21 protein-coding genes are annotated in these 23,417 nt (G+C 66.7%); 14 read left to right on the top strand and 7 right to left on the bottom strand.

From position 1 onward, the window contains the following. The first annotated feature begins 66 nt into the window (after nucleotides 1–66). The 3 genes from ABJO18_RS07445 to ABJO18_RS07455 are packed head-to-tail and all read left to right on the top strand — an operon-like array spanning nucleotide 67 to nucleotide 3,617. Nucleotides 67–1,203: an energy transducer TonB gene (locus tag ABJO18_RS07445; RefSeq protein WP_348506959.1), complete on the top strand. Its 1,137-nt coding sequence runs from the start codon at nucleotides 67–69 to the stop codon at nucleotides 1,201–1,203. A 28-nt stretch (nucleotides 1,204–1,231) separates the two neighbouring features. Further along, nucleotides 1,232–2,407 (top strand): energy transducer TonB, encoded by a 1,176-nt coding sequence (locus ABJO18_RS07450; RefSeq protein WP_348506960.1) that lies wholly within the window; start codon nucleotides 1,232–1,234, stop codon nucleotides 2,405–2,407. A gap of 52 nt (nucleotides 2,408–2,459) precedes the next feature. After that, nucleotides 2,460–3,617 (top strand): energy transducer TonB, encoded by a 1,158-nt coding sequence (locus ABJO18_RS07455; RefSeq protein WP_348506961.1) that lies wholly within the window; start codon nucleotides 2,460–2,462, stop codon nucleotides 3,615–3,617. A gap of 75 nt (nucleotides 3,618–3,692) precedes the next feature. Here ABJO18_RS07455 and ABJO18_RS07460 read toward each other — a convergent pair whose 3' ends face one another. Continuing rightward, nucleotides 3,693–4,982, bottom strand: a complete 1,290-nt coding sequence (locus tag ABJO18_RS07460; RefSeq protein WP_348506962.1) for a M48 family metallopeptidase — start codon at nucleotides 4,980–4,982, stop codon at nucleotides 3,693–3,695. Beyond that, nucleotides 4,972–6,162, bottom strand: a complete 1,191-nt coding sequence (locus ABJO18_RS07465; protein ID WP_348506963.1) for a YjgN family protein — start codon at nucleotides 6,160–6,162, stop codon at nucleotides 4,972–4,974. The genes ABJO18_RS07460 and ABJO18_RS07465 overlap by 11 nt, the downstream gene beginning before the upstream one ends. 220 nt (nucleotides 6,163–6,382) lie before the next feature. Between ABJO18_RS07465 and ABJO18_RS07470 the strand changes: the two genes are divergently transcribed. The 4 genes from ABJO18_RS07470 to ABJO18_RS07485 all read left to right on the top strand — a co-directional run bounded on the left by ABJO18_RS07470 (nucleotide 6,383) and on the right by ABJO18_RS07485 (nucleotide 10,063). Continuing rightward, on the top strand, nucleotides 6,383–7,279 hold the full coding sequence (locus ABJO18_RS07470; protein WP_348506964.1) for a hypothetical protein: 897 nt from the start codon (nucleotides 6,383–6,385) through the stop codon (nucleotides 7,277–7,279). A 101-nt stretch (nucleotides 7,280–7,380) separates the two neighbouring features. Then, nucleotides 7,381–8,430 (top strand): hypothetical protein, encoded by a 1,050-nt coding sequence (locus ABJO18_RS07475; RefSeq protein WP_348506965.1) that lies wholly within the window; start codon nucleotides 7,381–7,383, stop codon nucleotides 8,428–8,430. Between the two features lie 70 nt (nucleotides 8,431–8,500). After that, nucleotides 8,501–9,382, top strand: a complete 882-nt coding sequence (locus ABJO18_RS07480; RefSeq protein WP_348506966.1) for a hypothetical protein — start codon at nucleotides 8,501–8,503, stop codon at nucleotides 9,380–9,382. Nucleotides 9,383–9,430: 48 nt separating this feature from the next. Next, complete coding sequence (locus tag ABJO18_RS07485; RefSeq protein WP_348506967.1) at nucleotides 9,431–10,063, top strand: exopolysaccharide biosynthesis protein; 633 nt, start codon at nucleotides 9,431–9,433, stop codon at nucleotides 10,061–10,063. Nucleotides 10,064–10,084: 21 nt separating this feature from the next. Here ABJO18_RS07485 and ABJO18_RS07490 read toward each other — a convergent pair whose 3' ends face one another. After that, nucleotides 10,085–10,603 carry a LuxR family transcriptional regulator gene (locus ABJO18_RS07490; protein WP_348506968.1) on the bottom strand — a complete coding sequence of 173 codons (519 nt, stop codon included), beginning with the start codon at nucleotides 10,601–10,603 and terminating at the stop codon, nucleotides 10,085–10,087. A gap of 112 nt (nucleotides 10,604–10,715) precedes the next feature. Between ABJO18_RS07490 and ABJO18_RS07495 the strand changes: the two genes are divergently transcribed. After that, nucleotides 10,716–11,456, top strand: coding sequence for a cytochrome b/b6 domain-containing protein (locus ABJO18_RS07495; protein ID WP_348506969.1), 741 nt, complete (start codon nucleotides 10,716–10,718; stop codon nucleotides 11,454–11,456). Nucleotides 11,457–11,470: 14 nt separating this feature from the next. On the opposite strand, the gene uvrA is transcribed toward ABJO18_RS07495, so the two are convergent. Continuing rightward, nucleotides 11,471–14,344 (bottom strand): excinuclease ABC subunit UvrA, encoded by a 2,874-nt coding sequence (gene uvrA / locus ABJO18_RS07500; protein WP_348506970.1) that lies wholly within the window; start codon nucleotides 14,342–14,344, stop codon nucleotides 11,471–11,473. 604 nt (nucleotides 14,345–14,948) lie between these two features. Between uvrA and ssb the strand changes: the two genes are divergently transcribed. From ssb to ABJO18_RS07530, 6 genes are all read left to right on the top strand, one after another. Continuing rightward, nucleotides 14,949–15,452: a single-stranded DNA-binding protein gene (gene ssb / locus ABJO18_RS07505; protein WP_348506971.1), complete on the top strand. Its 504-nt coding sequence runs from the start codon at nucleotides 14,949–14,951 to the stop codon at nucleotides 15,450–15,452. Nucleotides 15,453–15,781: 329 nt separating this feature from the next. Next, nucleotides 15,782–16,177, top strand: coding sequence for a BlaI/MecI/CopY family transcriptional regulator (locus tag ABJO18_RS07510; protein WP_271185221.1), 396 nt, complete (start codon nucleotides 15,782–15,784; stop codon nucleotides 16,175–16,177). Continuing rightward, a complete protein-coding gene (locus ABJO18_RS07515) occupies nucleotides 16,174–17,829 on the top strand; it encodes an ankyrin repeat domain-containing protein (protein ID WP_348506972.1) in 1,656 nt (551 codons plus the stop codon). Before ABJO18_RS07510 ends, ABJO18_RS07515 begins: the two co-directional genes overlap by 4 nt. A 69-nt stretch (nucleotides 17,830–17,898) precedes the next feature. Continuing rightward, nucleotides 17,899–19,452: a serine hydrolase domain-containing protein gene (locus tag ABJO18_RS07520; RefSeq protein WP_348506973.1), complete on the top strand. Its 1,554-nt coding sequence runs from the start codon at nucleotides 17,899–17,901 to the stop codon at nucleotides 19,450–19,452. Nucleotides 19,453–19,512: 60 nt separating this feature from the next. Beyond that, nucleotides 19,513–20,808, top strand: coding sequence for an SDR family oxidoreductase (locus ABJO18_RS07525; protein ID WP_348506974.1), 1,296 nt, complete (start codon nucleotides 19,513–19,515; stop codon nucleotides 20,806–20,808). Continuing rightward, nucleotides 20,808–21,272 (top strand): DUF2269 domain-containing protein, encoded by a 465-nt coding sequence (locus ABJO18_RS07530; protein WP_348506975.1) that lies wholly within the window; start codon nucleotides 20,808–20,810, stop codon nucleotides 21,270–21,272. Before ABJO18_RS07525 ends, ABJO18_RS07530 begins: the two co-directional genes overlap by 1 nt. 80 nt (nucleotides 21,273–21,352) lie before the next feature. Here ABJO18_RS07530 and ABJO18_RS07535 read toward each other — a convergent pair whose 3' ends face one another. The 3 genes from ABJO18_RS07535 to ABJO18_RS07545 all read right to left on the bottom strand — a co-directional run bounded on the left by ABJO18_RS07535 (nucleotide 21,353) and on the right by ABJO18_RS07545 (nucleotide 23,382). Continuing rightward, nucleotides 21,353–21,613: a hypothetical protein gene (locus tag ABJO18_RS07535; protein ID WP_348506976.1), complete on the bottom strand. Its 261-nt coding sequence runs from the start codon at nucleotides 21,611–21,613 to the stop codon at nucleotides 21,353–21,355. Between the two features lie 135 nt (nucleotides 21,614–21,748). Then, nucleotides 21,749–22,312 (bottom strand): superoxide dismutase family protein, encoded by a 564-nt coding sequence (locus ABJO18_RS07540; protein WP_348506977.1) that lies wholly within the window; start codon nucleotides 22,310–22,312, stop codon nucleotides 21,749–21,751. Nucleotides 22,313–22,341: 29 nt separating this feature from the next. Further along, entirely contained in the window at nucleotides 22,342–23,382 is a 1,041-nt protein-coding gene (locus ABJO18_RS07545; RefSeq protein WP_348506978.1) for a galactose oxidase, read from the bottom strand. Nucleotides 23,383–23,417: the final 35 nt, after the last annotated feature.

Below are 23,417 nucleotides of genomic sequence, written 5' to 3' on the forward strand. Positions count from 1 at the left end.
GGGTAGCTGGGCGGTTGACGTCGCCCTCGTCTCGCGCCTAACTCGTCAGAAGCGAAGGGATACGCGATGCAATTGAAACTTGCGGTGCTGGCGGCCGCTGCCTGTCTGTGGTCGGTCGCCGAAGGTGCGAGTGCACAGGACCTGCCGTCCACGGTCACCACGCCTTATCTGGAGTATCAGCGTGCGCTGGAGGACGGTGACGGAGCCGCTGCGCTGGACGCGGCGCGCCGGGCCCTCGAGGCCGGCGAGACGGAAGGCATCGATCGCGAGACGCTGGGCCTGCTGGCGGAAAACTATGGGGAGTCGGCCGCAGAGCAGGACGATTTCGAGCGGGCGTTCCAGATTTGGAGGCAGGCAGCGAGGCTGGGCGATCAGGCCGGAATTGCCCCGGTCGATCAGGCCTGGCGAGAATTCAATGCGGCCCAGGCAGCTTATCATGGGGGGCAGATACGGGACGCGGCAAGGTTCGCTTACAACGCGCTCCGCAATCTGGAGCGAGCCCGCGAGGCCGACGGAGCGTCTCCCGTCTTTTTCGGGGGGGTGGCCGCCCTGGCCGCCCGGTTGTCCGCGGAAAGGGGCCGGTGGGAGGAGGCCCGGGAGAAGGCAGACATTGCGCTGCAGGCGTTTTACGAAGGCCGGCGAATGCCGGATGCGGATTTTGCACTCGCTCATTATATCGCCGGCCTGTCGAGGCAGGTGGCGCGTGAGCCGGTTGAAGCGGTTTACCACCATATGATGGCGCAATTCATGCTGTCGGAAATACCGGATGGCGAGCGACGCGACTGGATGATGAGTGCATTGGGCCAAAATGGGTGGTTCAGCTCGGAGAACCAACGGGAGGCTGCGATCGAACGCATCGGGTCGGACCCGTATTACCTTGCGCGGTACGCTGGGCAGGGCAACCCGTCAGAGCCTCAGCAGCCGCCCGGTTTTACCGATGCGTCAGTACTTGAGCGGCACGAACCGCGCTACCCTGTGCGTGCCGTGGAGCGCGGACAGCGGGGATTTTCGGCCGTCGCATTCGATATCGACGAGAATGGAAATATCGTCGATCCGCGTGTGATCGAAGATCTGCCGGCCGGTGCATTTGGCGACGCGGCTCTACGCGTGCTGGACGACTGGCGCTTTGAGCCGGCCATGCAGGACGGCGAGCCGGTGCGCAGAGAGAATTACGTGGTGTCGTTCTCATTCTGGCTGGGCTGATAGGACACGTTGAAAGAAGGGGAGTTCGATGGCGGTTTTTGCGGGCTGGAATGAGAGTGAGAGGCGCTCTCGGACGTTTCTGTCGGCCGCGGCCGCGCTGGTGTTCGCGGCGACGGCAGATGCACAGGATCTGCCGGCCTCGGTGACCGGGCCTTACGTTGAATACGAGCGCGCGGTTGAGGCAGGCGACGGGGCTGCGGCCTATGACGCGGCCCGGCGGGCGTTCGAGGCGGGCCAAGCGGAACGAATTGATCGCGAGACTCTGGGGCTGCTGGCGGAAAACTTCGGCTCGATGGCGGCTGCCAACAGGGATTTCGAACAGGCGCGCGATGCCTGGCGCGAGGCCGCGCGGCTGGGCGATCGTGCGCGGCTGTCCCCGACAGAACGGGCCTGGCGCTGGCACAACGCGGCCGTCAATGCGTTTCTGGCCGAGGATACGCGCGACGCGCACCGGTGTTCGCGCGAAACTGTCGAGGCGCTGGCAGATCTCGAGCGGATAGAGGGAGACGCTCTGCTGTTCGCCGAAGAGGCCTATGCGCTCAATGCGCGCATGGCGCTGAGCACGGGGCAGGCCCGCCGGGCCCTTGAACCGGCACAGGCGCTGATTGCGCTGCGAGTCGCGAGCGGTGAAGTTCCGGACGCGACATTGGCCAATGCGCACTACATTGCCGGCATTTCCAGGCTGGTCCGCAGCGACAATGTCGAGGCGGCCTATCATTTCCACATGGCGAGAGATATTGCGCGAGACCAGGACACCGACACCGAGGAGCTTGAAACGCTTGTCTACAATGCAAGCGCGCTTCGCGCTCTGGCGGCTGGCCGTGCGGGGCATCGCGCATCGCAGGTCGACGACCATCTTGAGCGGGATCCGCTTCATCAGTCGCGATACATGCCTGAAGTTGACGATGAAGAACCGGATCTGCCGCCAGGCCGGGTTGACGCAGAGCCGATCGAGCGGGCCGAACCGCGTTATCCCAGGAGCGCCGAGGAAGACGGGATGGAAGGCGTCGTCATCGTCGAGTTCGCAGTCGATGAAAACGGTCGCGTCGCGGATCCGCAGATCCGGGCCTCCATTCCGGGCGGGCTTTTTGACGAGGCAGTTCTGAGTGCCATGGAAGACTGGACCTACACGCCCGCGACACAAGAGGGGGTGCCGGTCCGCCGAGAGGGCGTGTCCGTCTGCTTCACCTTCATGTTGAGCTAGCCGGTTCGCCTAAAGGCTGTCGCAGCATTCCTGTCGAAGGAAAGGTAGAGTAATGAAGTCAACTGGTTATCTATACTCTATCGCGACTGCAGCAGCGCTTGTTCTCGCCGCGACGGCAAGCGCGCAGGACCTGCCATCGTCTGTGACAGGGCCCTATGTCGAATACGAGCGCGCGGTCGAGGCCGGTGACGGCGCTGCGGCCTATGATGCGGCACGGCGGGCGTTCGAGGCAGGCGAAGCGGAGCGTATCGATCGCGAGACGCTGGGCCTGCTGGCGGAAAATTTCGGAGCTGCGGCAGCGGCGCTGGGTAATTTCGAACGGGCTTATGAAATCTGGCGGGATGCGGCGCGGCTGGGCGAACGGGCCGGCATTGCGCCGGCCGACCAGGCCTGGCGCGAATTCAACACGGCGCGGGCCGCTTATCAGTCCGGGCGTGGCCGCGAGGCCAGACGCCATGCCGGGCGCGCTCAGGATGCCCTGCAGGATGCCGGGCCCGAAGATGTCACTGCCCTCGGCTTCCGGGGAGAGCTTCACGTGTTGTCGGCGCGGCTCGCCGCCGCCGCCGGCGACTGGGGCGAAGCGGACGCTTACACGGCACATGCGCTTACTGTTTTCGCAGAACAGGACCGGCAGCCCGGTCCCGACTATGCGATGGCCCATTTGCTTGCCGCGGTCTCGAATACCCTGTTCCGGGAGGTCCCCGGGAGCGGGGTTCAGGTACGCGATCCGGTGGAGGGCGGTTATCACGCCCGGATGGCCGAACTCATGTTCTCAGGCATCGGCGGCATGGAGAGGCTGGTCCTGTCTGCGAGAGAGATGGGCGGCGGTTTCGATGAGCTGGACCCGGCAGTCCGGGCCCGCCTGGACGCAGACCCTCTCTTCCAGGCTCACTATGTCGAACGGGTTGAATTGCTGCAGTTTGCAGATCCTGCAACTCTGGATCTGGAAGTGGTGGCAGACGCGTTCCCGCGTTATCCGGCGGGCGCCGCCAGGGCCTTTGTCCAGGGCATGGTTTTCATGTCGTTCGACGTGGATGAAGCCGGGCGGGTCGACAATGTCGAGATCCTCTCGGGCTTTCCCGCGGGTGTGTTCGACGAGGCCGCCCTGGAAGCAATCGCGCAGTGGCGCTACGAGCCGGCAATCGAGGATGGGCAGCCGGTTCGAAGCGAGGGGCACACAACGCATTTCCAGTTCCGGCTGGTGCGTTGAACGCGGTGGGACGGTGTGATTGTCAGCTTCACCTTCATGCTGCGCTGATCGGCCCGAACCGAAGCCACCACCGCATCACTCCCCCGCATCCTCGCCATCCTTCTCCGGTTTGAGCACGTCGCCGATCCGGTCGCGGACGCGTTCCAAGGGGGTGTTGCCGGGGATGGGGCCGTCGGAGCAGACGGCCTGGAGGGCGGCCCATTCGGCTTCGTCAAGCGCCGGCTCGCCGGACCAGCCGATCTGCTCGGCGGCGGCGCGGGCCCGTTCGGCGCGGGCGCGGGTGTCGGGATGGGTGCGCAGCACGCTGCTCAGCCAGCGATCATTGCGGGCGTCACCCGTTTCGGCGGAAGGCTCTGACGCGTCCTCGGCCGGCAGATCGGCGTCGGCTCCGGCATCCTCAGCTTCAGCCTCCGCTTCGCCTTCCAGCACGGTCTGCATGCGCTCGAAGAAATCGGCGAGGCCGTGCGGGTTCATGTCGGCGGCGACGAGGTATTGCAGTGCATAATCGTCGGCTTCGCTTTCCGCGCCGCGCGTGTGGCGCAGGCTTTCCAGCGTGGCGCCGGTGCGGGCGATTTCCTGGCCGGCGCCGGAGCCGCCGCCGATCAGCAGTTCCAGCAGCACGCCGAAGCCCATCTCGCGAAGCTGTGCCGCCATGACGTGGCGCTGGGCGACATGGGCGGCCTCGTGGGCCAGCACACCGGCCAGCTCGTCCGGGCTTTCCATCTCGTCGATCAGCTCGTCGGTGACCAGGATGCGCCCGCCGGGCAGGGCAAAGGCATTGGGGAAGCCGGCATCGACGATGCGCAGGCGAAATTCGAAGGGCGAGTCGGACACGGCGTAGAGCCGCGATCCCAGGCTGTCGAGCGCGGCCCGGGCTTCTTCGCCGGTTTCACACTCATCGGTGAACCAGGTGACCATCTGGTTGGTCTGCTCGCCCATGCGGCGTTCCACATCCAGCGGCACGGTGTGGGCGAGGGGGCGCGACAGAAGTGGCAGGCCGACAAACAGGAAGGCCAGGCTGGCGACGGCGATGCCGGTGAGTGCCGAGCCCAGGATCAGCGTGCCGCGCCGGGTCCGGCCCGGTGCGAAGAGCCGCGGGAACCAGGTGCGCAGCACATCCCGGTCGCCCGGAGCGATCCACAGCCGGGCATCGGATCCCTTTTCGCTGATGACGGCGGCGCCGTCCGGCCGGTCGGGCAGGCGATGCAGTCTCGGCACCTGCCAGCGCACGGCGACACCCTCGCCGTCGAGGGCGAGGATGTCTGCGTCGAGCGTTACCGTCACGGCGTGAAGCCGGGCGCTCTCGCCGTCGGCATAGGTGCCGGCCAGGGACGGCCGGCCGGGTGTGTGCGTACTAGATGACATTGCCGATATCGAATGCGTCCGCCAGTCCTTCGCCGGCCTTGGGACCGCGATCGGCATTCTGGCGCACGGCCTCGATGTCGATCTCGCCCTCGGCTTCCAGGCGTTTGAAGATATAGCGCCACAGGCGCAGCTGGGCGACGGGCAGGCCAAAGCCCAGGGTGAGCGCGATGATCAGGAAGTTGGTGACATAGATCCAGCCCAGGCTGAGCGATCTGGCATCGAGGCGGAAGGTCAGGCCTTCCAGCCCCAGGATCTGCGCCTTGCGCCGAAGCAGCGCGGCGGCATAGGGCAGGCTCGCCAGGCCGACGAACAGGGCATAGACCAGCGCCAGGCCGTAGATCTTGGCGATCATCACGGCGTCGGGAATGGGCGGCGTGTCGCCGATATTCTCGAAGCCGCCGAACAGCACATACATATAGGCCCAGATGAAGCCCACATAGCCGGCGACGCCGGCGATCCAGGCGAGCGCGAAGGTGGGGTAGAGCGGTCCGGCCAGACCCTCGTCTTCCTGCAGGATCTGGAACTGGCGGTCGCCATAGAAGGTCTCGCGCCACAGACGGCGGGTGAGGCGCATCTCGGCAGCCGGGGCGTACCAGCCCAGCGTGATCCCGCTCAGCAGTCCATAGCCCACCGAGGCCCAGGCATAGGTGTTGGCCGAGCCGGCCTGGCCGAAGCGGATGCCGCGCCAGGTGGTGCGGCTCAGCCGGTAGCGGCGTGCAATCCAGACGGCGAGACCGAGCAGCCAGGAAAAGAAGATCAGGATGGGGATGTAGGCGAGGCCGAAGACCAGCATCACGGTTTCCGGCGGCAACAGAAGCTGGGCCGCGAAGAACACGCCGTAAATGGGCAGGAAGACGAGCACCATCACCACGATGAAGGAGCGGAACAGCTCCCAGCCCGAGCCGGTATATTCCATCGGCGTGCCGTTGATCGTGGTGGTCGACCAGAGATAGCGCCGCACCCGCGTGCGGCCCCAGAAGCGCCACAGGGTCAGGGTGACGATGTTCAGCAGCGCGTTCAGGAGGGCGATCGGCAGGATGCCGCCCACCGTACCGCTCTGGGCAAAGACCAGGCGTTCACCGCCGCTGCGGGGCGGTTCGCTGGCAGGTGTCGCCGGTTCGGCGGGCCCGTTCTCATCGGGCACGTTGCTGCCGCTGGCGGGCATGGGCTCGTCTGTCATGGAAATTCCCCCTGGATCGATCGGAAAATCGCGGTCCCCGTCCGGAGGTTATCCGGCCGGTATGACGCGTCAATGTCAAAATGGGCGAAGAGGTTAAGGCAACTTCACGTCGAGCGGGCCGTGTGCGGCGGCGCTGTACAAGACGTTGCGGCACCGGTGCCCTTTTGCGCCGAACTGCGCTAGATCGGTCGTCCTGCCAACCTGGTCTTTCGAGCTGTCCATGCCGTCCCCGTCTCCCGTCCCCGTCCTGCGCAGCGTGTTTGCCGCCTATGCCTTCTTCCTGGTGCACTGGCGCAAGATCCTGATTGCGGCGATCCCCTACACAGCGGCCTATGCGGCGCAACTCGCCCTGATGCCGACGACGGCTGCGGGCAACGAGCCGTCGGCGCTGGGTCTCGTGGCGTCACTGCTGTCGCTGGCCACTGTCGTGGCGAGCGTGGCGCTGTCGGCGGCGTCGCTGCGCCTCGCCGTGCGGGGCGAAATGACCGGCTGGCTGGGCCTGCAGCTGGGACGCGAGGAATTGCGCCTGTTCGCGGTCTATCTGCTGACCGGTTTCCTCGTCGTGATCGTCTTCATTCTGGTCTTCCTGTTCTGGGGCACGCTTTTCGGCACGGTGACCATGGGCGCGCTCGAACGCGCCGGGATCGATCCGGAAGCGTCCGGCTTCGATGTCGCCGGCGCGACGCAATACATGGGCACATCGGACTGGGTTGTTGTCATCGCGGCCGGTGTCGCCGGCCTGGCCATCGTGACCTGGCTGTCGGCGCGCCTCGTGCTGGCCCTGCCGGCGACGATCGCTACCGGCCGGATCCAGGTGATGAAGGCCTGGCCGCTGAGCGACAGGAATGGCTGGCGTATTGCTGCTGCATTGCTGTTGGCCGGCCTGCCGCTGACCCTGGGTGAGCTGGCACTGTACGAGATTCTCAGCACCGTGCTGGGCCATCGCCTGATCGATGTCTCGGCACTGATCGCGGCGGACCTGTCCGGCACGCCGGGCCTGGCCCGGGTGCGCGAGTACGGGCTGTGGCTCGGCCTGTTCGCCGGGCTCAACTATCCGGTCATGTCAGGGCTCTACGCCTATCTCTACCAGAAGCGCACGCGTACGCCGGCCGCTTAGCAGGTTGCCTCCGGGACAATGGCGGGCGTTTTCCCTCTGGCCTGTTCCCTGCGATCCGTCATGATGGCAGCGGACAGGGAAGCGGCCAGCAGGGGGCCTTCATGACCGTACGATCATTCGATATCGGCAATGCCATCTTCCATTTCTTCAAGCGCTTCGGCGAAAATCCCGGCGGCGCGCTGTGGATCATGATCTGCCAGACCGTGCTGGTCGGCCTTCTCGCTGCGGCGGGCGTGGCCCTGCTCGCGCCTGTCTGGGACAATCTCTCCCAGCTCATCATACTCGACGAGGCCGGACAGCTCAGCGACGAGGAGGCCGTGCGGCGCGTCTTCGGCATGCTGATGCCGATCATGGGCTTCATGCCGTTTATCGCGCTGGCAGGGATCGCGCTGGCGCTGATGAGCCAGGCCGCCTGGCTGCGCTTTCTCACCCGCGGCGAGATCAAGCCGGGCCTGCCCTTCCGCCTGGGCGGTGACGAGTTCCGCCTGCTGGGCGTGAACATCCTCTACTGGATCCTGGGCGTGGTGGTCTATTTCGGCTTCGTGACGGTCTTTGCGATCTCCGTCGTCGGGGCCGGTGTGGCAGCCGGCGGCCAGGACGCGAATGTTTTCACCGGCGCGGCCGGCGGCCTGATTGTCGCGCTCATCGTGCTGGCGCTGCTGATCGCCGTGCTGGTGATCGCGGTGCGCATGGCCTGCGCCCCGGCGATGACCGTGCACCAGTCGCGCTTCCGCTTCTTCGAGAGCTGGACGGCGACGCGCGGTGTCTTCTGGCACATGCTGGTCTCCTATATCGCGGTGGCGGTGATGGTGCTGATCCTGTCCTCCATCATCGGCGGCTTCATCCAGCTGGCCTTCCTCGGCGCGCTCTTCCCGGTGCTGATGGAGTTCGTCACGCTCGAGGCGTCGGGCGCCAAGGCCGACCCGCAGCAGGTGATCGATGCGATCTCCAACGTCTTCGCCAATCCCGTCACGATCGGCATGCTCGGGCTGGGCTTCGTGCTCAGCTATTTCATGCAGATCGTCTGGGAAGGCATGTGGCACGGCGTGGCGGCCTACAACGCCCAGCGTGTCGGCGAAGAGGGCAGTGCCGACGACCGCACAGTGCTCGACGGAAATCACCCGATGGGCGCCTCGCCCCGCGAGGGCTAGCGGTCGAGGGGTTGCGCTGATAGATTGTTTTCTGGAATCATTCTCGCTCAGGATGTCCGGAGATGACGGCGTGACCCCACCGAAATTCCGCCCCTTCACTGCAGCCTTCTACGGCCCCTTGCTGATCAGCCGGAAGCCCGCCTCGGCGGCGGTTCTGTTTGCTGTATCGCTGGTGCTGGCCACCCTGGCAGCCTGGGCCGGGTTTACCGCTTACTGGCAGTTGGGCCTGGGCGATGCGGGGACGGGGCTCAGCGTCGGCCAGGCCGTGACCGGCCTCGGTCTGGGGCTGACGGCGCTGGCACTTCAGCTGTCAATCAGTGCGGCTTGGCTTCGTTTCCTGGTCAGGGGCGAGGCGGGCCTGTTTCCCTTCCGGCTGGGAGATGATGAGGGGCGGCTGTTGCTGACCGTTCTGCTCCAGTCCCTGATCCTTCTCCTTGCGATACTCCCCGCCATTCTGCCCGTCGCTGCACTTGCCCTGGTGGACAGTCTCGTTGCGGATATTGTGTTTCCTCACGCGATCGCCATCGCGCCCGTATTCATCGCCCTTGTCTGGGCCGGCGTCAGGGTGGCGGCCATGCCGGCGCTGGCAATCCGCGACCGGCGCATCTGGGGCCTGGAGGCCTGGTCGGTCACGCGCGGCGTTTTCTGGACGGCGCTGCTCGGCTATCTCGTCGTGCTGGTTATTGGCGAGTTCATGCCTTTCAGTGGCAGCGGTCTGACCGGGCAGTTCCGGCTGATGAGCGATATGGATCTCGAGGCCGTCGCCACGCTCTGGCGATCGCCGGATGCGGCCGGCATGCTGCGCTGGATGGCGCTGGCCGTCCTGGCTCTGACGGCACACATCCTCGGGCTCGGCTATTCCGCCTACATCGCCCGCTGGGATGCGCTGCAGGAGCGCGAGCCGGTGGCTGACGATGCGCTCTTGCGTATGCGCGACGTCGCGGCATCCTGATCCCGGCCGCCGCGTGCGGCCCGGCAGCAGGATGCAAGGCGAGCCTGAATGACAGACACCGAACAGTCCGGTCCTTCCGGCAGGACGGCAGGCGATGATGCGGACGGCCCGCAGAAGCTGGAAGCCCTGTTCAACGAACTCGCCGCCACCGCCGACGGCACCTCCATCACGCTGGGCGAAATCCTCGACGCGCTGGAGAAGCGCTCCTTCGGGCCGCTCCTCCTTCTGCCGACCCTGGTCTCGATCATGCCCGTCATCGGCATGCTGCCGGGCGTCACCTGGGCGATGTCCGGGCTGACCCTGCTGATCTCGCTGCACTTTCTCGCCAACTCCCGCCGCCTCTGGCTGCCGCAGCGCGTCCGGCGGTTCGAGATCTCCGCCGACGCCTTCCGGCGCGGCGTCGACTGGGTGCGGCCCTGGCTGCGCCGGGTCGACCAGGTGATCGAGCCGCGCTTTCACATCCTGTTCGACTGGCCCTGGACGATGGGGTTCGCCGCGCTGTGCGTGGTGATGTCGCTGGCCATGTTCGCCGCGTCGATCGTGCCGGGCGGCGTGGTCATACCCGCCCTCGGCATCATCATCATGGCCGCTGGCCTGACCGTGCGCGACGGTCTCGTCCTGGTGCTGGGCGCCGTCGCCTCGGCCAGCGCCCTGTGGGCGGTCTGGCTGATCGTCAACTAGGCGTACCGGCACAGCGCGGCGTCAGGCCGTATCTTCGGCCCCGGCGGCCGGCAGCAGGTCCTCCAGAAAGAAGGCCGACAGGGCATGGCGTCCCTCCAGGCCCGCCTTGCGATAGAGCGCACGCGCCTGTTCGCGCACGGTCCGCTCGCTGGTGGCGCGCAGGGTGGCGATCTCCTTCAGGCTCAGACCCTTGAGCAGGAACAGGCCGATCTCGCACTCCGCCGCGGTCAGGTGCCAGCGCTCGAACTGCTGCAGGATGGCGTCGCCCAGGCCGCGCACGAGTGCACGGTTCTCCGCGCGCCAGCGGTCGGCCTCGGCCTGCGCCGCAGCGAGATCCAGACGCGCCTTGCCGACCCGCCGCCACAGGATCGCCGCGCCGGCCGCCGCGGCAATGAGCACCAGCGATTCCACAGCCAGGTGCAGCAGGCTCGCGCCTTCGCCGCGATCGGTCACCAGATCGCCGGCAATCAGCACGGCGATGAGGGCAAAGAGCGCGGCCGCGCCATGCGTGCGGCGGTTCGCGCCGTGATCCTCTTGCATGGTGAATACTCCTGCTGGGCAAGGCCTGGCGGGGCCCGTCTGTCGGATGACGTATGGCGGCCGCGGGTGCGGCGCGCGACATCGGTGTCCAGTTAAGACGCGGAGACCGGCAATGGACAAGCATGACACAAGGGCGCAGGCCGCAGACGCGGAGGGAAGCGCGACCGGGCAGGTTCGGGTCTGGGACCCGCTGGTCCGGATCGGCCACTGGCTGCTGGTGGCGGCCTTCTTCACCGCCTATATCGCCGGCGACGATGCCCAGACGGTGCATGTGTGGGCCGGCTATACGGTCGCTGCAATCATTGCCTGGCGGATCGTCTGGGGTGTGGTGGGCAGCCGGCATGCGCGTTTCGCCGATTTCGTGCGCGGACCGGGCGCAGCCTTCGCCTATCTGCGCGGCATGGCGAGCGGCAAGGCGCGCCGCCATCTCGGCCACAATCCCGCCGGCGGCCTGATGATCCTGGCGCTGATCGCCAGCCTGGCGGGCACGACGCTGACCGGCATGTCGCTCTATGCGGTCGAAGAGGGGCGCGGCCCCCTGGCCGGTCTGATCGCGCCGGCGGTGGAGACAACGGACGGCGCCGGCATGCAGCCGCTCGTCCATGCGGCACCGGCCGCCACGGCGTATCGCGAAGACGATGACGACGATCACGAGGGTGAGGGCCATGAGGACGGCGAGCATGAAGGCGGTGGCGATCTGCTGGAAAGCCTGCACAAATTCTTCGTCTACTTCACCCTCGGCCTCATCGCCCTGCACGTGCTCGGCGTGATCGCCTCAAGCCTGGCTCATGCCGAAAACCTGGTCCGCGCCATGATCACCGGCCGCAAACGCGCCCGCGACGCAAAGGAGTGAGGCGGGGCGGGCGATCAGCCCGCCTTCGCCCGCAATTCCTTGTCGCGTTCCAGCATCGGGGCTAGGTAGCGGCCGGTCCAGCTGGCCTCGACGCTGGCGACGTCTTCCGGCGTGCCCTGGGCGACAATCTCGCCGCCGCCATCGCCGCCTTCCGGGCCCAGATCGAGCAGCCAGTCGGCGGTCTTGATGACGTCGAGATTATGCTCGATCACAACGACGGAATTGCCGGCATCGACGAGCTCGTGCAGCACTTCGAGCAGTTTGCGGACATCCTCGAAATGCAGGCCCGTGGTGGGCTCGTCGAGAATGTAGAGCGTCTTGCCGGTAGCGCGCTTGGAGAGCTCCTTGGAAAGCTTGACCCGCTGGGCCTCGCCGCCGGAGAGCTGGGTGGCCGGCTGGCCGATCTTCACATAGCCCAGGCCGACGCGTTTGAGGGTTTCCATCTTGTCGCGCACGGCCGGCACGGCCTTGAAGAAGTCCGCGCCTTCCTCGACCGTCATGTCCAGCACGTCGGCGATGGACTTGCCCTTGAACTGCACTTCCAGCGTCTCGCGGTTGAAGCGCTTGCCGTGGCACACATCGCAGGGGACGAAGACGTCGGGCAGGAAGTGCATCTCGATCTTCACCACGCCATCGCCCTGGCAGGCCTCGCAGCGTCCGCCCTTCACATTGAAGGAGAAACGGCCGGGCTTGTAGCCGCGGGTCTTGGCTTCGGGCAATTGCGCGAACCATTCGCGGATCGGGGTGAAGGCGCCGGTATAGGTCGCCGGGTTCGAGCGCGGCGTACGGCCGATCGGCGACTGGTCGATATCGATCACCTTGTCCAGCCGGTCGAGGCCCTCGACGCGGTCGTGCGGTGCGGGGACCTGCTGGGCCTTCTGCAGCTTGCGGGCCGCCGCCTTGTAGAAGGTCTCGATGGTCAGGGTGGACTTGCCGCCGCCGGACACGCCGGTGACGCAGGTCATCACGCCGAGCGGGAATTCGGCATCGACGCCCTTGAGGTTATTGCCCGTGGCGCCGACGACTTTCACCGTGCGCTTCTTGTCCACCTTGCGGCGCTTTTCCGGCACCTCGATGCGGCGCGTGCCGGCAAGATACTGGCCGGTCAGGCTTTTCGGATTGGCCATCACTTCCTTGGGCGTGCCCTCGGCGACGATCTCGCCGCCATGCACGCCGGCCGCAGGGCCCAGATCGACGACATAGTCGGCCGTGAGGATGGCTTCCTCGTCATGCTCGACGACGATGACCGTATTGCCCAGATCGCGCAGCCCCTGCAGGCTTTCCAGCAGGCGGGTATTGTCGCGCTGGTGCAGGCCGATGGACGGCTCGTCGAGCACGTAGAGCACGCCGGTCAGGCCCGAGCCGATCTGGCTGGCCAGGCGGATGCGCTGGCTTTCCCCGCCCGACAGCGTGCCCGAGGCCCGGTCGAGGGTGAGATAGTCCAGACCCACATCGACCAGGAATTTCAGCCGTTCGCGGATCTCCTTGAGAATGCGCTCGGCGATCTGCTTGTCCTTGGGCGACAGGGTTTCATAGACGGTGGAGAACCATTCCTCGGCCGTGCGGATCGAGAGCTTCGAGGCGTCGGAAATGTCCTGGCCGTCGATCTTCACGCTCAGCGCTTCCGGCTTCAGACGCCGGCCGCCGCAGGTCTCGCAGGGCTGGGAGGACTGGAAACGGGCCAGATCCTCGCGCACCCAGCTCGAGTCGGTCTCGCGCCAGCGCCGCTGCAGGTTGGGGATCACGCCTTCGAAGGGTTTCTGCGTCTCGAATTTTCTCAGCCCGTCCTCATAGACGAAGGTCACCTTCTCCTTCGTGCCCCACAGCACGACCTTGCGGAATTCCTCCGGCAGGTCGCGCCAGGGCTGGAACATGTCGCCGCCGAAATGCCCGGCCAGCGCCTGCAGGGTCTGCTGGTAGAGTTTCGAGGTGGCCCGGCTCCAGGGCGCGATGGCGCCGTCGGAAAGCGGTTTGTCACCGTCGGGCACGACGAGGTTCTCGTCGAATTTCAGCGACTGGCCGAGACCGTCGCAGCTGGGGCAGGCGCCGACCGGATTGTTGAAGGAGAAGAGGCGCGGCTCGATTTCCTCGATGGTAAAGCCGGAGACCGGGCAGGCGAACTTCTCCGAGAAGATCATGCGCTCGGCCTTGCCCTTCTCGTCGGTACGGTCGGCCGACTCGGCCACGGCGATACCGTCGGCCAGGCGCAGCGCGGTTTCCAGACTGTCGGCGAGGCGGCTTTCAAGGCCTTCCTTGATCACCACGCGGTCCACCACGACGTCGATATCGTGCTTGAACTTCTTGTCGAGCGCGGGGACCTCCTCGAGCGTGTAGAACTCGCCATCCACTTTCACGCGCTGGAAGCCGGCCTTCAGCCATTCGGCGAATTCCTTGCGGTATTCGCCCTTGCGGCCGCGCACGACGGGCGCCAGCAGGTAGAGGCGGCTGCCATCGTCCAGCGCCATCAGCCGGTCGACCATCTGGCTCACCGTCTGGCTCTCGATGGGCAGGCCGGTGGCGGGCGAATAGGGCACGCCCACGCGCGCCCACAACAGGCGCATATAGTCGTAAATCTCGGTGACCGTGCCGACGGTGGAGCGCGGGTTCTTCGAGGTTGTCTTCTGCTCGATGGAGATCGCCGGGGAGAGACCCTCGATCGAGTCCATGTCCGGCTTGGCCATCAGCTCCAGGAATTGGCGCGCATAGGCCGACAGGCTTTCCACATAGCGCCGCTGGCCCTCGGCATAGATCGTGTCGAAGGCGAGTGAGGATTTGCCCGAGCCCGACAGGCCCGTGAACACGATCAGGCTGTCACGCGGCAGCTCGACGGAAACATTCTTCAGATTGTGCTCGCGTGCGCCCTGCACGCGGATTTTGTCGAGCGCCATTCAGCGAAGTCCCCGGAGAAGTCAGAAGCGTTGAACAATTAGAGAACGCGCGAGGCGGCGTCCAGTTCGGCGCGGCAGCCTCCTGACAGTACGTAGGCAGGAGGGGCGGTCTGGCAAGGGGTGGATGCTTGCCTTCGGGTTCGGTCTCGTAGCCTCGTTGCGATCCACCGAAAGCGTGTTATATTTCTGGAGCGGGGATGAGCCTCTCGGCCCACCCCCTGTCCTTAGACTATGAACAGGACCCGGATCCGCAATTGCCAGGTGGTCCGGGTCTTTTTCATGTCCAGGGCGATGATAAGCGGAAAAAATCCCATACCATCGTCTCCAGTTTGAAAGCGAGGCCGTCGCCTCGGCCGGGGTGGCCAATCCTCCCCGGGTGCGCCGCTGGCCCGGCACTGCTGCTTTCGCCTTCAAAACCTTTTTTTCGGTCATTCGTGGTGGCCGGCTTCACGATCGGCTGCGTCTTTGCTTCCGACCTCTCTGGACTCTCGCCAGCCCCTCCTTTCAAATCGGCGCGACTCGTGGGTGGCGTTGACCCGCGGAACATAATGTGAACAAATGGGCTGTCCGTAAAGGGCGGCCGCGACAAGACGGAGCAAGGGCGATGGCGGGAAGCGTCAACAAGGTAATCCTGGTGGGCAATCTGGGCCGGGACCCGGAAATCCGACGCATGAATAATGGCGATCCGGTGGTGAACCTGTCGGTCGCGACGTCCGAACAGTGGCGTGACAAGAATTCCGGCGAACGCCGCGAGAAGACCGAATGGCACCGTGTCGTGATCTTCAACGACCAGCTGGCCAAGGTCGCCGAGAACTACCTGAAAAAGGGTATGAAGGTTTACGTCGAGGGCCAGCTGCAGACCCGCAAGTGGACCGACCAGAACGGCCAGGAGAAATACTCCACCGAAGTCGTGCTGCAGCGTTTCCGCGGCGAGCTGCAGATGCTCGACGGCAAGGGCGAGGGCGGTGGCTCCTTCCAGGGCTCGTCCAGCGGCGGCTATGACAACAGCTTCGGCAGCCAGGGTGGCCAGGGCGGCGGTTCGCGCCCGATGGAAGGCCCCAAGGAAGACTTCTCCAACGCCGACCTGGACGACGAGATCCCGTTCTAGTCGGGAATGCTCCGGCTGGTCGGGATGTAATCTGGCGCCACAACACCGGCCGTCATCCCCCGGCTTGTCCGGGGGATCCAGGCTGTCCCGTCTGAGGGGGCCTGTTCTTTCGCAATATTGCAACCCGATGGACGAGGTCCCCCGGACAAGCCGGGGGGAAGGGCGTTCGTCCCGGTGGGCGGTTCGCCCGGGCCTGTCGAGCCATCCCGATAGCTCCGCGGGACGCGCCCACCGCCAATCCCGCTTCCGTTTTCAGTCCATAACTAATTTTTTAGTTGAACGCGTCGCCGGCCGGGATAGGTTGGCTCTATCAACTAAGGAATTCGTAGATGGCCCGTCCTGCCTCTCCCCAGCTTACCGATGCCGAGCAGCGCATCATGGCGGTCCTGTGGGATCGCGATGAAGCGAGCGTGCGCGAGATCACCGATGTGCTCGCACCGGATCACGGCCTGGCCTACACCACGGTCCTGACGACGGTGCGCATCATGGCCGACAAGGGCTATGTCGGTTTCCGCAAGGACGGACGTGCCCACATCTATCATGCGCTCCTGTCGCGCGAGGGCGCCCAGGCCTCGGCACTGGGATCGCTGGTGAAATCCCTGTTCGGCGGATCGGCACAGAGCCTGGCCCAGCACCTGGTGAAGGACGACCAGCTGACGCTGGAAGACATCGAGGCGCTGCGTGCCGAAGTGTTGCGCAAGAGCGGCGGGGAGGGCGAGCCATGATCGCGGCCCTGATCCAGTCCGCCGGTTTCGCGCTGACCGCGGCGGCGGTGCTGGCGGCCGGTATTGCCGTCTTCGACCGGTTCGCGCCGCAGGCCTGGCTGCGCGAGCGCCACGATCTGGCGCTGGCGGCCATCCTGATCGTCCCCCTGGTCTTCATCATCGCCATCCTGCCGCGGCCGGCGCCGCCGCAGGAGGCCCTGCCGGTCTATATCGAAACGCCGGCCGTGACGGATATCGCGGAAACGCCCGCCAAGGCGCATGAGCGCCTGCCCGAACTGCCGGACATCGAGACGGCCGGCCTGTTCGAGCGCCTGCCGGTTTCGGCGGACCTGCTTGCCGGGGCCGGGCTGGCGATCTGGGCCTTTGTCACCCTGGTGATGCTGTTGCGCCTGGCCGCCGATCTGGTTGCGCTGCAGCGTCTGAAAGCGCGGGCGCGCCGCACCGTGCCGCCGGCTGAACTGGCGATGTCGTTCGCCCTGCCGGTGGCCGAAAGTGACGCGGTGAGCTGCCCCATGGTGGCCGGCTTCACCGCCCCGCTGATCCTGGTGCCGCGCGGCTTTGTGCTGGATGCTTCGGCCCGGCCGGTGATCGAGCACGAGATTGCCCATGTGCGCCGCGGCGACACCTGGGCTGCGCTGGGCGTGCGGGCCGTGATGGCGGTGTTCTGGTGGGCGCTGCCGTTGCGCTGGGTCCTGCCAGTACTCGACCGCTCCCGCGAAGCCCTGTGCGACCGACAGGCGGCCCGGATCACCGGTCAGCCCCGCGCCCTGGCGATTGCCCTGCTCGATAGTGCGGCAGCGGCCGTGAAAACGCCCTCCCTGGCCCTGGCGGCCGCGCCGACCCGCAGCGGTCTGGCCCGCCGTATCGGCCATCTCACAGCGCCCGGTGCGCTCCATCGAAAGGACAGTGTCATGCGTTTTGCCCTCATCCTCCCCGTGCTGGCTGCCGGAAGCCTCATCCTGACGCCCGGCGTTGGCGCCACCCTGGACGCGCCGGCCGCCGCGCCGCGCTCGCTGGATGAATCCCTCGATCGCGATGCGCGCCTCTTCCACGCCGCGCGCCGCGGCCGCACCGGCGAGGTCTCGGCCCTGCTGGCTGATGGCGCCAATCCCGATGTGCGCTTTTCCGGCGACGGCACGGCGTTGACGGCGGCCGCCCGCAATGGCGAGCAAGAGGCCGCGCGCATTCTGCTGGCGGCCGGCGCCGATCCCGATCTGGGCGTGCGCGGGGACGGCAATCCGCTGATCGCGGCGGCCGCACGCGGCGATCGTGAGATGGTGGAAATGCTGCTGTCCTATGGCGCCGATGTGAACGAGGCCTATTCCGGCGATGGCAATGCCCTGATCGCCGCAGCACTGCGCGGCCGTGTCGATGTCGTCGATCTGCTGCTGGAAGCCGGCGCCGATCCCGACGCCTATGTCCGCGGCGACGAGACACCGCTGATCAATGCCGCCCAGGGCGGTCATGTCGATGTCGCCGAACGCCTGGCCGAGGCCGGCGCCGACCTGTCGCTGACCGTGCTCGCCAATATCCGCGATGGCCGCGAGGAATACCGCTCGCCACTGAGCGAAGCGCGTCGCAACGGCCATCGCGACATGGTGCGCTGGCTTGAAGCGAATGGCGCCACGCATCAGGCCCCGACGGGCCGCTAGCCTCAGCTGCCATACCCGCCGCCAGCCATTCAAGGCGCGGCGGCGGGGTCACACTTTCCGGAGACACCGATGACAAAATCCTCTTTCGCCAGCCTGGCGAAACCCTTTGTGCTGGGCGCCTGTCTGGCCGTTGCAGCCACCACCACAATCGTCCTGGCAGCCCAGGCCCGGAGCCCCGATCAGCGCGCCGCCGGCTTTGCCGATCATCTGCGGCCGCGCATCCAGCGGGCCGGCGCGCCGCAAAGCTGGACGCTCGAAGAGCGCATGGCGCACTACGCCGTGCCAGGCGTCGCCGTTGCGGTGATCGATGATGGCGCGGTGGTCTACGAGGCCGGTTTCGGCGTGTTGCAGGCCGGCGGTGACACGCCGGTCGATGCGCACACCGTGTTCTCCGCCGGCTCGGTCAGCAAGGTCGTCACGGCGACGCTGATCCTGCGCCTGGCCGACGCCGGCTATCTCGATCTGGATGCCGACGTGCTGGACACGGTCTCGTCCTGGCAGCTGCCGGCCGAACGCGATGCGTTTGCCGGAGAGCCGGTCAGTCTGCGGGCCATTCTCTCGCACACCTCCGGCTTCAACATTCACGGTTTTGCCGACTTCCAGCCGGGCGAGGCCCTGCCGGATGTGATCGCGACGCTGAACGGTGCGGCCCCGGCCAGCGGCGAGCCGCTGGCGCGCGAGTTCCGCACGGGGACCGGCTACCGGTATTCCGGCGGCGGCTACACGCTGGCGCAATTGCTGGTCAGCGATGTGATGGGCGCGCCCTTCGAGGCGGTTGCGCGCGACCAGTTGTTCGCGCCGCTGGGGCTGTCGCGCAGCACCTACACCAATCCGCTGCCGCCGGAGCATGGCAATATCGCGCGCGCTCACAATGGCGACGGCGAACCGGTCGCCCTGCCGCGCGGCTATGAGGCCATGCCGGAAATGGCGGCGTCGGGTCTGTGGACCAGCGCCCATGATCTCGGTGCGCTGGTGGCCGGGCTGATCGACAGCTATCGCGGCGAGGCGGGACCGCTGTCGCAATCCGGGGCCATTGCCATGATGACCCGTATCGCACCCGGCGAGCACGGGCTGGGACCGCGCGTGACCGGCAGTGGCGAGAGCTTTGTCTTCCACCATGGCGGCACGAACAATTCCTATCGGGCCTGGATCGAGGGCCATCCGGCCACGGGCGACGGCCTGGTCATTCTGACCAATGGCGCCCGGGGCCGGTCCCTGATCGACGAGATCCGCAATGCGGTTGCCGACACGATGGACTGGCCGGTCAATGCGCCGGTTATCGCACCGGAGCTGAGGCTCGATCCGGCCGTACTGGCGGATTTTTCTGGCACCTATGCCGTCGATGCCGGCTTCCCGGTCGATCTGCGTGAGCAGATGAGCGGCGGGTTTTTCGAACTGCCTCTGGCAGTGCGCGTCCAGGACGGCCAGCTGGAAATCGGCCGGGCCGGCGGCGATCGCTACAGCCCGCTCACCCCGCTCTCGCCAACGCGTTTCGTGCTGGCCGACATGGCCGACACGATGGGCATCTGGGAGATCGAATTCCATCGCAATGCCCTGGGTGAGGCGACCGGGCTGACCCTGCGGCTGGAAAACGCCCTGTCGCACTACCGGCGCCAGGACTGATCTTCCGGCGGCGTCCCTGCGCTGTAGACTGGCTGCAGATTCGGCCGGAGGGGCGCTGCCTTGAAGATACTCATTGCCGGAGCGTCCGGCTTTATCGGTTCCCATATCGCGGCGCATCTACACGCTGCCGGACACGCCGTGGTGGCGGCCGCCCGTGGCGTGGAAAGCGCCCGGCGGCGGGCGCCCTGGCTGGACTGGGTCGCCTGCGACTTCCGGCACGATAGTTCCGAAGACTGGGCGGAGCGCCTGGCGGGCGTCGATGCGGTGGTGAACTGTGTCGGCGTGCTGCAGGACGGGCTCGGCGATGACAGCCGGGCGGTCCATGTCGCGGGGGCGGATGCCCTGTTCGCGGCGTGCGAGCAGGCCGGTGTCCGGCGAGTTTTGCACATTTCGGCGGTCGGGGTCGATGCGGCGGCCGGGTCCAGCTATGCGCGGGACAAGCTGGCGGGGGAGGCGGCACTGAAAGCCCGTGATCTCGACTGGCTGATCCTGCGTCCTTCGCTGGTGATCGCCCGCAATGTCTATGGCGGCACAGCCCTGCTGCGCGCGCTGTGCGGTATTCCCTGGGTCACGCCGCTGGTCGGCGGGCAGCAGGTCTTCCGGCCGATCGGCATGGATGATCTGTGCGCGGCGGTGGCGGACCTTGCCCGGCCGGACGCGCCGTCCCGGCAAAGCTTCGATCTGGCGGGTCCGGAACGGGTCAGCCTGGCCGATGCCGCGCGCGGCTATCGCCGCTGGCTGGGTTTCGGCGAGACCCGCATCTGGCCGGTGCCGCGCGGGCTTGCCGCCCCGGCCTTCCGGGCCGGGGATCTTCTGGGCCGGCTGGGCGTGCGCACGCCCCTGCGCAGCAATGCCCTCAAACAGCTCGACTTCGATGTCGAGGGCGATCCGGCGTCCTGGATCGCGGCCACCGGTGCCCGGCCGCGCGGTTTTCACGACTGGCTCGCGGCAAACCCCGCCGGCGTGCAGGATCGCTGGCAGGCGCGGCTGGGTTTTGCCCGGCCATTGGCGCGCTGGGTGCTGGGCCTGTTCTGGCTGGTGACGGGACTTCTGACGCTGACCGTCGCCCGGTCCGGCGCGATGGATGTGCTGGCGGGAGCGGGGCTGACAGGCTCGGCAGGCACCGCTGTTTTCTGGCTCACCTCGCTGTTCGACATCGCGGTGGGTCTTGCCATGCTCGCCAAATGGCGTGTGCGCGGTGCCGCTGCGCTGATGATTGCGGGCACGATTGGCTATGTCGCCGGGATCAGCTGGCTGGCGCCGGACCTGTGGATCGATCCGCTGGGCCCGGTGATCAAGGTCTTCCCGGCGATGGCACTGGCGCTGCTGGTGGCGGCGACGGAGGATGAACGCTGATGGACCTCTATGTGATCGCCCGGCTCGTCCATATCCTCTCGGCCTGCGTCCTGTTCGGATCCGGCGCGGCGATTGCCTTCTTCATGCTGATGGCCTGGCGGTCCGGCGAGCGGGCCGGCTTTGCGCTCGCGGCGCGCCATGTGGTCCTGGCCGACTGGCTGTTCACGGCGAGTGCGGTCGCGGTCCAGCCCCTGTCCGGCATCGCCCTGGCACATCTGGCCGGATGGCCGCTGACCGCGCCCTGGCTGCTGGCCAGTTACAGTCTCTACGGCTTTATCGGGGCCTGCTGGCTGCCGGTGGTCTGGATCCAGTATCGCGTGCGCGACCGGCTTGCGGTGACGGACGGTGTGGCCGTTCCGCCGGAGGTTCACCGTCTGATGCGGATCTGGTTCGTGCTGGGCTGGCCGGCCTTTGCCGCGCTGATCGGGATTTTCGTCCTGATGGTCACGAAGCCCGCGCTCTGATTGTTTGGGTGTTTGATCGGGAGCAGGCGGTTCCGCGGTCAGGCAGAGCCGCCTGCTTGTTATCCCGAAACAGGTCTGGTCTAGACCGGGTGACCGCCCGGACCGCAATTCCCGAGCAGGGAGCGGTGCCAGTACGGGGTCTGCGTTCCCACGGCCTGGCCGGGAAGGATCTGGTTGTTGACGCAGGTCTCATCCATCCAGCCGACGACTTCGGTTTTCGAGGCGTCGCTGAAGTAGGTGTACTCGTAATAAGGGTTGTAGTCGCCGACAGTCCAGGCAATGGCTGTCCCACCGCCGGCGACAAGAATGGCTCCGGCTGCAACAAGCGTCTTGCGGATCATGTTTCCCTCCAAGTTTGTACAATTTTAAGTGAGGAAAACATTCTCACCATCCCGGGACGTGCATTGCAAGATGCAATCCATACGCTTCCCGATTTTGCGAAACCGGAACTCGACGGTCTGGCGTGACGGCGTGTTCTACTCGGCGGTGATCGCGCCGCAGGCGATGCGCGTACCGGCGCCACCGATCGGCTGGGAGTGGTGGTCGTCCGGCCCGGCATGGATGACGATGGCGGAGCCGTCGCTGTCCAGCAGGGACACCCGGCCGGGGGCATCCGTGACGGTGATGCCGGTGGCGTAGAGCTCGGCGTGGATATTGCCAGCGGCATCGGCCCAGATATTCGGCAGGTCGGCCGGGGCCGGGCCCATCGGGTTGAGCAGGCCGTGTGCCACGCCGTCGGGATTGATATGACCGCCCGAAGCGGTGAAGCCGCGACCGGAGCAGTCGGCGGTCTCGTGCAGATGGATGGCATGCCACTGGCCGCGGGCCTGAACCGGCAGATCGTTGACGCGCAGCCGGATCAGCACGCCCTGCGGTCCTTCAGTGAAGACAGCCAGCCCGGACAGGGGTTCGCCATTATGCCCGCTGATCGGCACGCGGACCGCGGCCGGTGCATCTTCAGGTGCCGCATCCGGTGTCTGGGCCATGGCGGCGGGCGCCAGGACGGTGAGGGCAAACGCAAGGACACTTCGGGTCAGCATGGCAGGCTCCGGCCGGTTACCGCTTCTAGTTAGGCGGCCGGTGCGTACACTTCCACCCCGCCGGTCGTTCCCTGCGCACTCGGGCCGGTCGCGCCGGCGATGGCGAAGATGCGATCATCGATGGCGACACCGCCCAGCCCGTGGCGCGGCGTGCGCATGGGCGGACCGGCCTGCCAGGCATCGGCGGCCGGGTCATAGATCCACATCTGCGGATAGACACCACCGCCATCATCGCCGAACCACTCGCCGCCAAAGGCGTGGATACGGCCATGGGCGACAGCCGCGGCCAGCCCGCCCTGGCCCTGCGGCAGCGGGGCGAGCGTGTGCCAGGTGTCGGTCTGCGGATCATAGGCCTCGTGATGGGTCTCATTGCCCGCACCGACACGGCGCCCGCCGATCACATGGAAGCGCCCGTCCAGGGCAACACCGGCGGCCGAGTTGCGCGGGTTCGGATTGGGGGCGGCCCGGCGCCAGCGGTCGTCGCGGGCGTCATAGACGAAATGCGCGCCGCTGTCGGTGTGGTCCGGCCAGTTGGCATTGGCTTCGCCCGCGGGCTGGCGGCCGGTTGCGACATGAATGCCCGAGGGCAGCGAGACGGCGCAGGTCTCGGCAAAGGGCTCGGGCAGGGGCGCGACCTCCTGCCAGGTGTCGGCTTCTGGATCGTAGCGTGTGTTGGTCGAGAGCATGTGCCAGGCACCGCCCTGGGCCGCACGAAAGCCGCCTATGGCGAAGATTGCGTCGTCATGACCGACCAGATTGGGGTGATGGCGCGGTTCGGGCAGGGCGGCGATCTCCGCCCAGCTTCCGCCCAGGTGCGGACCCGGGAACCAGCAGAAGACACGGTCGAGAATACCCATGCCGCCCTGCGTCACCCCGGCATCGGGGGACAGCCCGCCGGCCAGGTAGATGCGCCCGTGCAGCACGGCCGGATAGATTTCCTGGGTGCGCACCGGCAGCGATGTGGCCGGGACCCACGGGGAGGTCCCGGCGGATGTCTGGGCAAGGGCCGGCGGGACAAGCCCTGCGGCCAGGCTGGCGGAGACAAATCCGCGTCGTGTCAGCGTGTTCATGCGTCTCTCCCGAATGGCGGGAGAAGTGAACCGGA

The organism is Maricaulis sp., assembly GCF_039978735.1.
Classification (GTDB): Bacteria; Pseudomonadota; Alphaproteobacteria; order Caulobacterales; family Maricaulaceae; genus Maricaulis.